The sequence below is a fragment of the Patulibacter americanus DSM 16676 genome (assembly GCF_000420025.1).
Taxonomy (GTDB): domain Bacteria; phylum Actinomycetota; class Thermoleophilia; order Solirubrobacterales; family Solirubrobacteraceae; genus Patulibacter; species Patulibacter americanus.
In genome coordinates, this window is sequence record NZ_ATUD01000006.1 from 60,361 (window position 1) to 74,426 (window position 14,066).

Consider the following 14,066-nt stretch of genomic DNA (forward strand, 5'->3'; position numbering starts at 1 on the left):
CCGGTCGTCTAGCGACAGGTGGGTGCGAGGTTCGCAGGGTGGTACGGCGCGCGGGCCGCGGGTGAAGGTGGGAGGTGGGGGCGGAGGTGCGGCCGCTCAGAGGCCGAGGAGCTGCCGGGTCGCGGCCTCGGCATCGTCGAGCGGCGCGGTGCTGCGGTGGATCTTCGCGATGACGCTGGCGCCGAGCCACAGGTCGTAGAGCGCGGGGGCGAGTCGCCCGGGCTCCATGCCGACGACGAGGGAGCCGTCGGTGATGCCGGTGCGGATGGCCCGCTCCAGCCGGTCGACGATTCCGGCCGTGCCCCGCTTGAGCGCCAGGCGCATCGGCTCGGAGAGGTCGGCGACCTCGGCCCCGAGCTTCACCGCCAGGCACTTGCCCTGGCAGTCGTCGAAGCTCTGCGTCGCCCGCCAGTCGGCCCAGTACGCCATGAGGCGCCCGGCGGCGTCGCTGTCGGTGGCGGCGAACGTCGCGTCCATGCCGGCCAGGTACTCGGCGAAGTAGTGCTCCAGCACGGCCTCGCCACACGCGTCCTTCGATGCGAAGTAGTGGTAAAAGGAGCCCTTCGGGACGCCGGCGTCGGCCAGCACCTCGTTGAGTCCGACGCCCGAATAGCCCTTGTGGGCCATCGCCCGCTGCGCGCTGTCGAGGATCGCCTGGCGGGCGGGCTGCGTGGGGGTCGGGGCCGGCATGTCCGTTGACCGTAGCACGAATAGACCGGTCGTCTAGAGCCCGGGGGTCGCGTTGCGCCGGTGCTCCAGCCCTTCGCCCCGCCGCTATGGGGGCCCCGCCGCGCTACGTGCCGGGCACCACGAGCCCGACCTCGTAGGCGAAGACGACGAGCTGGGAGCGGTCGCGGGCTCCCAGCTTGAGCAGCACCCGCGAGACGTGCGTCTTGACCGTCAGCGGCGACAGCACCAGGTCGTCGGCGATCTCGTTGTTCGAGCGGCCGGCGGCGACGAGGAGCAGCACCTCGCGCTCGCGGGCGGTCAGCTCATCCAGTCCCGTCGCCTCGCGGAGCGTCCGCTCCGGCGTCCCGACGAAGGCCTCGATGAGTCGCCGGGTGATGCGGGGGGCCAGCAACGCCTCTCCGCCGGCGGCGATCCGGACGGTCTGCAGGAGGTCCTCCGGCTCGAGGTCCTTGAGCAGGAACCCGCTCGCGCCGGCGCGCAGCGCGCCGAAGACGTGCTCGTCGAGGTCGAAGGTCGTCAGCACGACGACGCGGGTCTCCGTGAGCGCGGGGTCGGCGGCGATGAGGCGGGTCGCCTCGATGCCGTCCATGACCGGCATGCGGACGTCCATGAGGACGACGTCGGGACGCAGCTCCCGGGCCAGCCGGACCGCGGCGGCACCGTCGCTGGCCTCGCCGCAGACGGCGAGGTCGGGCTCGGAGTCGATGAGCGCGGAGAAGCCGGCGCGGACCATGACCTGGTCGTCGACCACCAGCACGCGGATCGGGGGCTCCATGGCGCTCATCGCAGCGGAAGCGTCGCATGGACCCGCCAACCGCCCGGGACGGGTCCCGCCCGGAGCGCGCCGCCGACGAGCGCGGCCCGCTCGGCCATCCCGCGCAGACCGTTGCCGGACCCGTCCCCGTGCGTCGTGGTGGCCGACGCGTCCGCCCCGTCGTCCTCGACGAGCAGGTCGACCTCGGACCGGCCGATGCCGACGCGCACCGTGGCGTGCCGGGCTCCCGAGTGACGGACGACGTTGGTCGTCGCCTCCTGGACGATGCGGAAGATCGTCGCGCCGACCGACGACGGGACGGCTTCGGGCTCGCCCTCGACGTGCAGCGTGCAGTCGATCCCGGCGGCGCGCAACGTGGCCGCGAGCCGGGGCAGCGTGTCGAGGCCGTCGGTGGGGCTCGTGGAGGTCTGTGCGTCGTCGCGCAGGACGCCCAGGGCGCCGCGCAGGTCGCGGAGCGCACCGCCCGACGACCGTTTGATGTCGCGCAGCGCCGCCTGGGCGCGCTCGGGATCCCGGGCGGCGAGGTGCGCCGCCGTTCCCGCCTGGATGTTGATCTCCATGATCGCGTGGGCCACGACGTCGTGCACGTCCCGGGCGATCCGCAGCCGCTCCTCGGTCACGAGCTGCTGGGACCGGGCGTCCATCTCCCGCTCCCGCTCCCGCTCGCGCTCGCGGACCGACTCCCGGAACGCGCTCCGGGCCCGGGCCCCGTCGCCGCTGACCGCGGCGATGGCGATCAGGAGGCAGTTGAGCGCCAGGACGAGATGGGCGTTGGGCACGTCGCGGGCGAAGACGACGACGGCGGTCACGGTCACCAGCACGCCGACGATCCCTGCGGCGATCGCCCGCCTGCGGTCGGTCCGCTTCGTGAAGGCGTGGACCGCCACCATGGCGGGAAGCACGACCGTGTTGTGCGGGTCCAACGTGACGAGGCACAGGAAGCTCGCGGCCAGCACGACGAGCAGGACGCGCGAGGGCGCGCGGCTCCGCCAGAGCAGGGGGAGGACCGCCAGGGCGACCGCCGGCACCGACGCGGGGCCGATGCCGGTGTCTCCCGCCACGGCCCCGTCGACGTAGAGGACCGCGGCCAGCCCGGCCACGAGCAGGAGCTCCTTGGGGTCGACGGGCACGCTGCGCCGCTGCCGCTGCCGCAGAGCCCGGCCCGCCGCGCCGCGCGCACGCGCGGCCCAGCGGGGTGCCGCGGTCGTCGACGGCGCTGCCGCGCGGAGTCCGCGGGCGGTGTGGTCTGCGTCTCGGTCCGGTTCGGTCATGGCGGAGGTGCCCGGTCCCGCTCCGCCGCGCCGGGCCTCGCGAAAGGCCGGGCTCGCGACGTGCTCCCGTCGGACCATGATGACCGCTACGCGGCCGGCGCCGGCTCGGCCGGGGCGTCCGGCCCGCGGGCCGGGCCCTCCTCGCTGAGGCCGATGCGGTCGTGCAGCCTGCGCAGCGGTGCGGGCGACCACCAGCTCCAGCGACCGAGCCGGGTCATCAGCGCCGGGATCAGCAGCGACCGGACGACCAGGGCATCGAGCAGGACGCCGACGGCGGTGGCCATGCCGAGCTGCTGGAGGAAGCTGATGTTGGAGGTCATGAACGCGCCGATGGCGATGGCCAGCAGGATGGCGGCGGCGACGATGACGGTCCCGACGCTCTGGAGACCGAAGCTGACGGCCTCACGTGCGTGCTTGCCCTCCTCGTGGGCCTCGCGGATGCGGCCGAACAGGAAGATCCCGTAGTCGGTCGACACCGCGAAGATGATCGCGCCGGCGACGAGGAAGTTCGTGCCGTCGATGCCGCCGTTGGGGGTGTAGTCGAACACGCTGGTCAGGCGGCCCTCGCCGAAGACGAAGGTGATGATGCCGAGCGCCGCTCCGACGGTCAGGACGTTCATCGCCAGGGCCATGGCGGGCAGGACCACCGAGCCCGTCATGAGCCAGAGGATCGCGAAGGTCAGCACCGCCAGGAGCACCCCGCCGAGGAGCATGCGGGAGCTGATGCCGGCCTGCTGGTCGACGAACTCCGCCGCGGCCCCGCCGACGCGCACCTCGTCCCCGCTGCGGTCCCGGATCTGCCGCACGAGGTCCTGCGCCTGCGAGGAGGCGGCGTTCCCGGCGATGACGAGGTCGATCTGCCACGTGTCGGCGTTCAGGTTCTTCGGCGGGACCACGGTCTCGACGCCCGGCAGCCCCTCGAGCCCGGCGGCGTAGCGGGTCACGGCGGCCTTGTCCGATGCGGGCGCGGTGTAGGCGACGGTCATCGAGTCGGTGTCCTGGCCGGGGAACTTCGCCAGCTCCTCCGTGACGACCTTGGAGCTCGTGCCCGACGGGATGACGCTGCTGTCGACGGGCGTGAAGTTGGTGTTCAGCGACGGCGAGGCGACGGCGAGCATGACGATGACGGCGCCCGCGGCGACGATGCCGGGCCGCTTCGTCACGACCTGCGAGACCCGGTACCAGGCGCCGGCGTTCTCGCCCCGCGGCCGGCGCTTCTTCACGGCCAGCTTGGAGCCCCAGAGGCCCATGAAGGCCGGGGCGATCGTCAGGGCCGCGACCGCCGCGACCACGGCGACGGTGGCGCCGGCGATGCCCATGGACTTCAGGAAGCCGAGCGGGAACACGATGAGCGTGGCCATCGCGACGGCGACGGTGGCGGCGCTGAAGACCACGGTGCGACCGGCGCTCGACATCGTCGCGCGGATGGCGTCGACGCCGGGGCCGCGCTTCTCGAGCTCCTGGCGGTAGCGCGTGATGAGGAACAGGGAGTAGTCGATCGCCAGGCCGAGCCCCAGGCCGACGACGAGGTTCAGCGCGAAGATCCCGAGCCCGTACGCCTCGTTGATGAGGCGCATTACGACGAACGAGCCGAGGACGGTCATGACGCCGACCGCGAGGGGCAGGAGCGTGGCGCGACCGCGGAAGAAGATCAGCGAGAGCACGAGCAGGAACGGGAAGGCGAGCAGCTCCGCCGTGGCGAGGCCGGATCCGACGCCTTCGTCGATCTCGTAGTCGGCCACGACCTGGCCCCCGAGTTCGACGTCGCGCTCCCCGCCGAAGCGCTCGACGACGTCGGCGGCGACGTCCGCGTCGACCGCATCGGCCTTCAGGGTCGCGGCTATGAAGGTCTGCTTGCCGTCCTCCGTGACGAAGCCGTCGGCGCCGGTGCTGACGGACGAGACGGTCGAGTCGATGCCGGGCCTCGCGGCCAGGGCCTTCTCGAGCTCCGTGATCCGGGCCTGGGCGGCGGGGGCGTCCGCGCCGTCCGGGGTCTGGACGAGTGCGACGACGCCGGGGCCGTCCTGTGCGCCGGTGGCGGCTTCGATGCGCTCCGTGGCCTGTTCGGAGCCGGAGTTCGGCGGCTGGAAGCCGCCCTCGGCGTCGAGCACACCGGCGGTCGGCGCGCCGAGGACGGCGGAGACCAACAGGACGGCGAGGAGGAGGAGGAAGGAGCGACGAGGGCGCGCGGCGGCGCGCTCGCCGAGACGGCTGAGCATGGGGGCCTTTCTGCTGCGAGGAGAACGCCGCCGGCTGGCGACCACTCCAAGCTACGAAGCGGTCGGAGCGGTGTCGTCGGCCACGAGAGGTGATCGCGCCTACCTCCATTGGCGTAGTGGAGCGTCGGCGTGTCGTCGCCCACTGAGCCCCGACGAGGCGACCGGGGCTGCCGGTCGCCGTGCGTCGCGCACGCGCTCCGCGGTGTCCCGGACGACGCCGGTGCCCCGGGTCGAAGTGGGCGGGGAGCCGAGCGGCCGCGTGCGGCCGCTCGGCCCGCCCGAGCGGTCAGACCGCCTTGGCCGCTTCCTTCACGCAGCGCTTGACGACGCGGTTGTGCGGCGGGGTCTTGTCGCCCTTGGCGACGGCCTTGCCGTACTGGCCGAACTCCTTCAGGGTGAGCTCGCGCTGCAGGCACTTCAGCGACGCCTTGCAGAAGACGCGGGCCTCGCGGGCGGAGGCGCCCTCCTTCTTCGCGCCCTGCTTGCAGCCCTTGAGGTACTCGCTCTGGACCTTGTCGGGATAGCTGGCCGCGAACGCGGGAGCGGCGGTGATGCCGACGGGGACGGCGAAGGCGAAGGTGGCGCCCAGGAGGGCGAGGCGGCGGTGCATGGGAGTCCTTGTGCGACGGGATGGGATGCGCCCGGCGCGCCTTCCGGAGTCGCGTCCGGGGACGGCGGGCCGCGTGCGCCGTCCACCCTATGCGCTGCCGCCTGCGGGATCCAGTCGGGGCCTCAGGCCTTCGACGTGGCGATCGTTCCACCCAGGGCCATGAGCACCCCGCCGGTGACGCGATCCCAGACGCGGCGCACCGCCGGCCGGCGGAGCTGGCTCGCCAGCCGCACCCCGACCAGCACGAGCCCGGCCCACACGACGATCCCGAGCAGGACGTCGACCACGCCGAGGGCGAGGATCTGGAGCGTCGCCGAGCCCGACGGCTGCACGAACTGCGGGAGGACGCTGGCAAAGAACAGGATCGCCTTCGGGTTCAGGACGTTCGTCGTGAACGCCTGGACGAAGACGGCACGCAGGACGAGCGGCTCGTCGTCGGCCCGGGGGGTGGCCGCTTCCCGCTCGATCGGCCCTCCGTGTCGGGTCGACCACACCATGCGCGCGCCGAGCCAGCACAGGTAGGCCGCGCCGGCCAGTCGGATGACCGTGAGGGCGTCGGCGGAGCGCGCGAGGACGAGCGAGAGCCCCACGGTGGCGATGGCCACGTGCAGGCACAGGCCCGTCTGCGCCCCCAGCGCCGCCGCGATCCCCGGCCGGCGGCCGCGCGTGGCCGCCCGCAGGATGATCGCGAAGTCCGGCCCGGGGATCACGTACGCGCCGAGCACGACCCCGACGAACGTCAACCAGTCGATGCCCATCGCCGAATGCTCGCACGTGGACGGCGCACGCTGGGATGTGGGATGGCTGACCTCGGGTGGTGCGCCGCTCTGCCACTCGACACCCACCTGTAGGCGGTGCCGCGGTCCGATCGCTCCCCGCCGTCTACGGCGTACCGGGCATCCGTCCAGGGCTGGCCGATCGGCGGATGCAGCGCCGCGCGGCCCGTCCGATTACGGTGTCCATGACACAGCGTCCAACGCGCGGGATCTCGCGCCTCTCTCCTCTCGCGCTCGGCAGCATGGTCGCCTTCGCGCTCACGGTCCCCGCCGTTGCGGCGGCGGACACCCCCCTCCCCACCGACGCCGGCCGGATCTCGGTCAGCGACGGCGACTACAGCACCTACTCGGTGTGGCCCGACGGCACGCACAAGCAGGCCGAGTTCTTCGCGAACAGCCTCCCGTACACGCAGGTCGGCAGCTGGAACTCCGACGGCACGAAGGTCGCCGTCATCGACCCCGCCACGACCACCGACGCGTACGTCTTCGCCGACGGCAACCCGAGCCCGATCCAGACGCTCCCGCACACGGCGAACCAGGAGTTCATCTACGACGCCGCGCTGAGCCCCGACGGCACGAAGATCGCCACGTCCACGGACCAGGGCGTCATCATCCGCGGCAACGGCGTCGCCTCGACCATCTTCGCTGAGGACGCCGGCCGCATCGCCTGGTCCGGCGAGGGCGCCAACGGCACCATCGTGTGGGACGACAAGCCGTCCGCCGACGACGGGAACGGCATCCCCGGCGGCGACCTTCCGGGGGCTCCGTCCTCCGGCGACGTGGGCGACGGCGGCATCTGGGTCAGCGTGAACGGCGGCCAGCCGTACGCGGTCTCCACCGACCCGCTGGCCGACAGCCCGTCGATCTCGCAGGACGGCAGCATCATCGCCTTCTCGGCACCCGACGGGACGGGCCTGCACCGCGACATCTTCTACGTCGACATGACCGAGCAGAGCCCGACGCCGCACAAGCTGCTGTCGAGCACGCCCGGCAACGACGACATCACCGCCGTCTCGCCCGACGGCACCCGCATCGCGTTCGTCAGCAACGGCGGCGAGAAGATCGTCTCCACCGACCTCGCCGGGGGCAGCCTCCAGACGATCGAGACGCTCGGGCAGAACAGCCTGGTCAGCACCATGGCGTGGCAGCCGACCGTCAAGGCGGCGGCGGGTACGGTCTCGATCAACGGCACCGCCGAGGTGGGGCAGACCCTCTCGATCACCGGCGCCGCCGCCAGCGGCGCGCAGCCGCTGACCACCGCGTACCAGTGGCAGCGCTGCCCCGACACCCCCGGCGCCGTCTGCGTCGACATCCCCGGCGCGACCGCGTCGACGTACGGGCTCACCGCCGACGACAAGGGCCACACCGTCCGGGTCAAGCGCACCGCGACCAACGCCGGCGGCACGGACACCGTCACGTCCGGGATGACCGCCAAGGTCATCGCCCCCGGCGAGACCCCGGAGCCGGCCGACACCGCGAAGCCGGACCCCAGCACCTACACCGGCGTCCCGGCCCTGTCCGACCCGGACACCACCCCGACGTTCGCGTGGGAGGGCTCCGAGCCCGGCGGTACGTTCCAGTGCCAGATCGTCGGCGACCTGGCGGCGGCGCCGCTCGATCCCGACGCCCCGACCACCCCGTGGACGGACTGCACGTCGCCGTACACGACGCCGGAGCTGGCCCCGGGCCTGCACCTCTTCCGCGTCCGCCAGGTCGACGACGCGGGCAACATCGGCGACTACGACGAGTACGAGTGGACCGTCGCGGCGCCCGCCGACCCGGACCCGGACCCGCAGGACACCACCGGCCCGCTGCAGCCGACGCTCACCGCGTCGCCGAAGAAGCTCGGCAACGACCCGACGCCCACGTTCGCGTGGACCGGTGCCGAGGACGGCGGGACGTTCGAGTGCAAGCTGATCCAGGGCGCTACGGAGTCCGACGACGACAGCTGGGTCGCCTGCACCTCGCCGTACACGGTGCCGGTCACCCTGCCCGACGGCCCCTACACGATGTCCGTCCGCCAGGTTGACGCCGCGCAGAACCCGGGTCAGGTCCGCAGCTTCGAGTTCCAGGTCGACACGCACGCGCCGGACGAGGTCGTCCTGCTCGAGACGCCGATGCTGACCACGCCGCTCACCACGGCCACGTTCAAGTTCCGCGCGCCCGCCGCGGGCGGCACGATGGAGTGCCGTCTCGACGCGCCGGAAGACGACAACGCCGTCGGCGCGACGTGGCAGGAGTGCGGCTCCCCGGTCGAGCTGACGAACCTCGTCGTCGGCAAGCACACCTTCGAGGTGCGCGAGGTCGACAAGGCCGGCAACCCCAGCGCCCCGGGCGTCTGGAACTGGAAGGTCAGCGCCCCCGTCGTCGTCGAGGAGCCCAAGCCGGAGCCGCAGCCGCAGCCCGAGCCGAAGCCCGAGCCCAAGCCGGAGACTCCCGCCCCGGTCGAGCAGACGCCGGTCGTCGAGACCCCGGCGAAGCCCGCCGAGGCGCCGAAGGTCGTTGCGGTCCCGGCGGCCAAGCCGGCCGCGGCGAAGGCCCCGGCCCTCACCGCCACGATCGGCGGCACCAAGTCCGGCTCGGGCGGCCGCGGCACCTCCTCCGCCGCGACCATCGAGGTCGCCAAGGAGTCGGTCGGCGTCGGCTGCTCGATCACGGGCACCGTCCTGAAGTCCTGCAAGGTCGACCTGTACGCGCCGAAGGCGTCCGGCGCCAAGACGCGGGCCGTGGCGGTCGGGGCGAAGCCGCGGGCCGCGGCGGTCGAGCAGGTGCTCGTCGGCACCGGCACGTACGAGGCCAAGAACGGCTCGGCGAAGATGGACGTCCGGATCGAGCTCAACGCGACCGGCAAGGCGATGCTGCGGGCCAACCCGGCGGGCCTGAAGGTCACGGTCAAGATCAGCGGCAAGCCGGTCTCCGGCCCGGCCCTGAAGGCCACGGGCGTCGCGAAGCTCGTCACCGACCGCGCGTCGGCGACGGTCGGCGGCTTCGCCGTCAACTCGGCGCAGCTCACCCCGGCCGCCCAGCGCCAGCTCCGCACCCTGGCGAGGTTCGGCAAGGCTGCCTCGGTGCATTGCGTCGGCCACACGGACGGCTCGACCGACGACGCCGACTACCTGCAGCGCCTCGGCGAGCGCCGCGCGAAGGCTGTCTGCGGCTACCTCGTCAAGTTCGGCGTGAAGGCCGGCAAGCGGACCCTCGTGTCGAAGGCCGACACCGTCCCGGCGTCGACCAACACGACGAAGGCCGGCCGCGCGCAGAACCGCCGCGTGCAGGTGACGCTCGTCCGCTAGCGCGGAGGACCGCCCACCCCGGCCGGATCGACGGGCCGCCTCGAGGGGCGGCCCGTCGGGGTTCTCGGGTGCGCGATCGGTTCGTCGAGGCTCAGCGCCCGGGCGCGGGTGCACCGGCGTCCATGAGCGCGGCGATCCGCTCGGCGACCACGAGAACCGTCGGGTTGGTGGCGACGGAGGGGACCACGGGAATGACCGACGCGTCGGCCACGCGCAGGCGCTCGACGCCCTTGACCGCGCCGCCGGAGTCGACGACCGCCCACGGGTCCTCCGGGCCGCCCATCGGGGCCGTCGCGGTCGGGTGCGCGTACGAGGCGATGTTCTGGTCGATGAAGTGCTCGAGCTCGTCGGCCCCGGTGACCCCGTCGCCCGGCATCAGCTCGAGTTCGATGAACCGGCCGAGCTCGGCGCTGCGGCCCAGCCGGCGGCTCAGCGTCACGCCCTCGAGCATCCGGCGGCGGTCGCGGGGCGTCGCCAGGAAGTTGTTGTCGATCACCGGCTGGTCGTGGGGGTCCCGCGACTGCAGGCGGACCGTGCCGCGCGACTCCGGCTTGACGACGCCCGTCGCGAGCACGAGCGCACCGCCCGTCGGGCTGAACGACGGGTCCATCAGGTGCGTGGCGCTGATGTGCAGGTCGATCTCGCCGGGGAGGGCCTCGCTCGAGGCCCGCCAGAGCAAGGCGCCCGTCCGCGGTTCCATGTCGAGGGCGTCGGCCTTGAGGGCGTAGGCGTTGTAGAAGAACGGGTGGTCGTGGAGGTGCTCGCCCACGGGGAGGTCGGCGACGCGCGGGATGCCGAGCTCGTCCAGGGCGGCACCGGGGCCGACACCGGAGCGCAGCAGGATCGCCGGAGTGGCGTAGGCGCCCGCCGCCAGGACGACCTCCCCCGCCGCGAAGCGCACGCCGTCGGCGTCCACGACCCCGAAGGCGCGCGGCCCGTCGAACAGCACCCGGTCGACGAGGACGTCGCCGCGGATCGTGAGGTTCGGACGCGCCCGCACCTCCTCGGTCAGGTAGACCTGGGCGGTGCTCTGGCGTACGCCGTTCACCACGTTGACCGGGACGCCGCCTACGCCGCCGGCCCCGGGGCGGTTGAAGTCCTCGACGCGGGGCTCGCCGAGCGCCGCGCCCGCGTCGACGAAGCCCTTCAGCGAGGTGCTGAGGTGGGCGTAGTGCACCTGGCGGATCGGGAACGGCCCGGTGCGCCCGTGGTCCTCGTCGGCGCCGTCGGGGGTGTTCTCGAGGGCTTTCAGGCCGTCGAGCACGGACTCCGGCGTCCAGTCGACGCCGTGGCGCTGCCAGTCGGCGACGTCGGACGCCCGGGGCCACATGGCGACGGCGGCGTTGACCGCCGAGCTCCCCCCGAGGACCTTGCCGCGGGGGGCGGGGATCTCGGGGGACCCGGCGCTGCCGCGGGCGGTGAACGCCCACTCGTGCGTGGCCTCCCCGGGGACGTGGCCGGGATCCAGGAGGTCGGCGGGGAGCTGGCCGGTCGGGTAGACGTGCCCGGCCTCGAGCAGCAGGACCGACCGGGTGGGGTCCTCGCTCAGGCGCGCGGCGAGGACGCTGCCGGCCGAGCCGCCGCCGACGACGACGACGTCCGCGCTCGTGGTGGGGTGGGTTTCCGAGGTGCTCATGGTGGTTCTCCTTGGGCGGCCGAGCCGAATGCTCCGCCGGTTCGGAGCTTGCGCCGCCGCAGGGTGATCGGTCGTCGCCCGAACCGGGTGATCGGGCCTGCCGGAGGTCCGGCCCCCGGCGGCCAGCGGCGCCGGGGGAGGAGGAGGCGCCGCGGCCGCTCAGCGCGGAACGCGGCCGAGGAGCCCGAGCTCGCGGGCCCGTCGGACGGCCCCCGAGCGGTCGTGGGCGCCGAGCTTCGCGTAGACGCGGCGCACGTGGGTCTTCACGGTGTTGGCCGAGAGGAAGAGCTCCGCCGCGATCTCCGGCGTCGTCAGGTTGCTCGGGAGGTGGCCCAGGACGCGCAGTTCGCTCGGGCTCAGCGGTTCCTCGAGCGGTTCGGCCGCAGGTGCGTGGCCGGCCGCGCCGCCGTCGAGGACGTCGGTGACGAGCTGCGCGTGGGCGGTGGCGTGCCGCGGGTGCCGCCGCAGCAGCGCCTCGCCGCCGGCCATCACGAACGGGAGCACGAGGTGCTCGGCCTCGCAGAGGTCCAGCGCGCGCTCGAGGGCGGCCTCGGAGGCGGTGCGGTCGCCGAGCTCTGCCCACGCGCGGGCGGCGAGGACCTCGGCCAGGGCGGTGGTGGACGCCTGGAGCACCGGCGCCCGGCCGTCGAGGACCGGCGTGAGCACGGCGAGGGCCTCCCCGGGGGCGCCGTCGGCGAGGTGCACGTGGGCCACGGCGGTGAGCGACTCGCCCGCTCGGGCCTCGTCCGCGACGAGCGAGGTCACGGTCGCCCGCGCGCCGTCGAGGTCTCCCGTCCGGATCTGCGCGGCGACGCGGAACCCGTGGAGCTGCGCCGCGAGGGCGTGCTGGGTGACGAGGAGGCCCTGCGCCTGCTCGCCGGTCCGGAACTGCGCCAGCGCGTCGTCCCATCGGCCGCGGGAGGCGGACCACATGCCGCGGGTGAGGCGCACGAGCAGCGCTGTCGCCGGCTCGGCCTCCGCGGTCAGTGCGAGCTCCGCGGCGTCGAGGAGGGCCGCGGCTCGGGCGTGCTCCCCCGCGAAGACGAGCGCCCCGGCGTGGGCGGCCAGGGCGACCGTCACGGCCGGGTCGCGGCCCAGGCCGTGGCGTTCCGCCAGGGCGACGGCCTCGGCGGATCGGGCGCGGGCCTCTGCGAGGGAGACTCCGACGGCGGCGAACCCGAGCTGGGCGCGGGCGCTCACCTCGAGGTGCACGCGGCCGATGCGCCGCGCGACCTCGGCCGCCTCCTGCAGGTGCGCGCGGGCGTCGTCGAGGCGCATGGACCACATCTCGACGATGCCGAGGTGCAGGAGCGCGACCGCGCGCAGCTCGCCGCCCAGCGCGACCTCGGCGTACGAGCGGGCCGTCGCCGTGCGGGACAGGAGCTCGACCTGCTCGACGACGTCGCGGACGTCGCCGCGGCGCCGGGCCAGCGACAGGCGGGCGGCGGCGAGCGCGACGTCGAACGTCGGTCGTCGGTCGTCGGCGACGTCGTCCCGGCGGGCCGTGGCCAGTCCGAGGTAGGCGTCGGCGTCGCGGAGGGAGCCGCGGGCCAGCTGCGCCGACGCGGCGACGGTCAAGAGCTCCGGATCGGCCTCGAGGGCCGCGGGCGGGAACGTCCGCAGCAGCGCATCGACCGTCGCGTCCTCTCCGTCGAGGGTGAGCGACAGCGCGTGGTCTGCCAACAGGCGGGCGGCCCGGGCCCAGTCCTCGGCGGCCTGTGCGTGTCGGATCGCCTCGACCGGTAGGTCGTGCTCGGCGAACCACGTGGCCGCGCGGCGATGGAGGTCGACGACGTCGCCCGGGGCGGTCCGCCGGAGCTCGAGGCGCAGGAGGTCGCCGAAGAGCTGGTGGTACCGGAACCAGGTGCGGCCGGGATCGAGCGCGTGGACGAAGGCGTTGGCGTCCTCGAGGTCCTGCAGCGTCGCCTGGGAGCCCACGCCGTCCGTCAGCGCGTCCGCGAGCGCCCCCGAGACCCGGTCGACCAGCGACGTGCGCAGAAGCAGGCGGCGGACGTCCGGGGGTTGGCGCTCGAGCATCTCGGCGAGCAGGTACTCCGCCACGGTCCGGTCGCTGCCGGAGAACGCCGCCACGAAGTCCTCCGGTGCCGAGTGTCCGCGGAGGGCGATCGCCGCGAGCCGCACGCCGGCGGTCCAGCCCTCGGTGCGCTCGTGGAGCGCGCGCGTGGCGTCCGCGCCCAGCGTCACCCCGGTGGCGGCGACGAGCGCACGGGTCTCCTCGAGGTCCAGCGTGAGGTCCGCCGAGCGCAGCTCGGCGAGCTCGCCCTCGAGGCGGAGGTGGTGAAGGTGCAGTGGGGGGTCGCGCCGGCAGGCCAGGACGAACGTCGCCGTCGTCGGCAGCCGGTCGATCAGCGCCTCGAGCGCCTGGTGGGCTCGCGGAGCCTCGAGCTCGTGGAGGTCGTCGATCACGACGACGAGGGGCGCGTCGAGCGTCCGCGCGGCGTCGACGACGAGGCCGACGAGATCGCCGGCGTCGAGCCCGGGTGTCGGCGCCCGCCGCGGCGCCGCGGAGCGATCGAGGGCCGTCACGGCGCGGAGGAGGTCGAGCAGGACGTGTCGGGCGTCGCGCTCGGACCGGCGCACCGTCACCGCCGCGACGCGCCGCGGCGGCTCGACGCCCGTGGCCCACTGGCGCAGCAGGACGGACTTGCCGCTGCCGGGCGCCGCCGCCAGGACCGTCACGCGGGATGTCGAGGCGCGGTCGAGGGCCTCGACGAGCGCGCGCCGGGGGAGGAGGGTGCGGGTACCGCGGCCGGGTGCGGGGGGCCCCCCGATCAT

Annotated in this window: 9 protein-coding genes; 1 reads left to right on the forward strand and 8 read right to left on the reverse strand. The window is 74.0% G+C overall.

All coding sequences use genetic code 11. The features are described 5' to 3' along the window. Positions 1-96: 96 nt before the first annotated feature. The 6 genes from F593_RS0111320 to F593_RS0111345 form a co-directional block, all read right to left on the reverse strand. Positions 97-690, reverse strand: a complete 594-nt coding sequence (locus F593_RS0111320) for a TetR/AcrR family transcriptional regulator (RefSeq protein WP_022928867.1) — start codon at positions 688-690, stop codon at positions 97-99. A 103-nt stretch (positions 691-793) separates the two neighbouring features. After that, a complete protein-coding gene (locus F593_RS0111325) occupies positions 794-1,474 on the reverse strand; it encodes a response regulator (RefSeq protein WP_022928868.1) in 681 nt (226 codons plus the stop codon). Then, positions 1,471-2,595, reverse strand: a complete 1,125-nt coding sequence (locus F593_RS0111330) for a sensor histidine kinase (protein ID WP_033207132.1) — start codon at positions 2,593-2,595, stop codon at positions 1,471-1,473. Before F593_RS0111330 ends, F593_RS0111325 begins: the two co-directional genes overlap by 4 nt. A 227-nt stretch (positions 2,596-2,822) precedes the next feature. Beyond that, complete coding sequence (locus tag F593_RS24495; protein ID WP_022928870.1) at positions 2,823-4,955, reverse strand: MMPL family transporter; 2,133 nt, start codon at positions 4,953-4,955, stop codon at positions 2,823-2,825. Between the two features lie 286 nt (positions 4,956-5,241). Beyond that, a complete protein-coding gene (locus F593_RS0111340) occupies positions 5,242-5,565 on the reverse strand; it encodes a hypothetical protein (protein ID WP_022928871.1) in 324 nt (107 codons plus the stop codon). A 122-nt stretch (positions 5,566-5,687) separates the two neighbouring features. Beyond that, a complete protein-coding gene (locus F593_RS0111345) occupies positions 5,688-6,323 on the reverse strand; it encodes a LysE family translocator (protein WP_022928872.1) in 636 nt (211 codons plus the stop codon). A gap of 203 nt (positions 6,324-6,526) precedes the next feature. Here F593_RS0111345 and F593_RS0111350 point away from each other — a divergent pair, with 203 nt between their 5' ends. Then, entirely contained in the window at positions 6,527-9,634 is a 3,108-nt protein-coding gene (locus tag F593_RS0111350; protein ID WP_157251736.1) for an OmpA family protein, read from the forward strand. A 91-nt stretch (positions 9,635-9,725) separates the two neighbouring features. Here the strand turns inward: F593_RS0111350 and F593_RS0111355 are convergent, their stop codons facing one another. Next, positions 9,726-11,270 carry a GMC family oxidoreductase gene (locus tag F593_RS0111355; RefSeq protein ID WP_022928874.1) on the reverse strand — a complete coding sequence of 515 codons (1,545 nt, stop codon included), beginning with the start codon at positions 11,268-11,270 and terminating at the stop codon, positions 9,726-9,728. A 159-nt stretch (positions 11,271-11,429) separates the two neighbouring features. Next, entirely contained in the window at positions 11,430-13,970 is a 2,541-nt protein-coding gene (locus F593_RS24500; RefSeq protein WP_245540797.1) for a winged helix-turn-helix domain-containing protein, read from the reverse strand. Positions 13,971-14,066 lie beyond the last annotated feature (96 nt).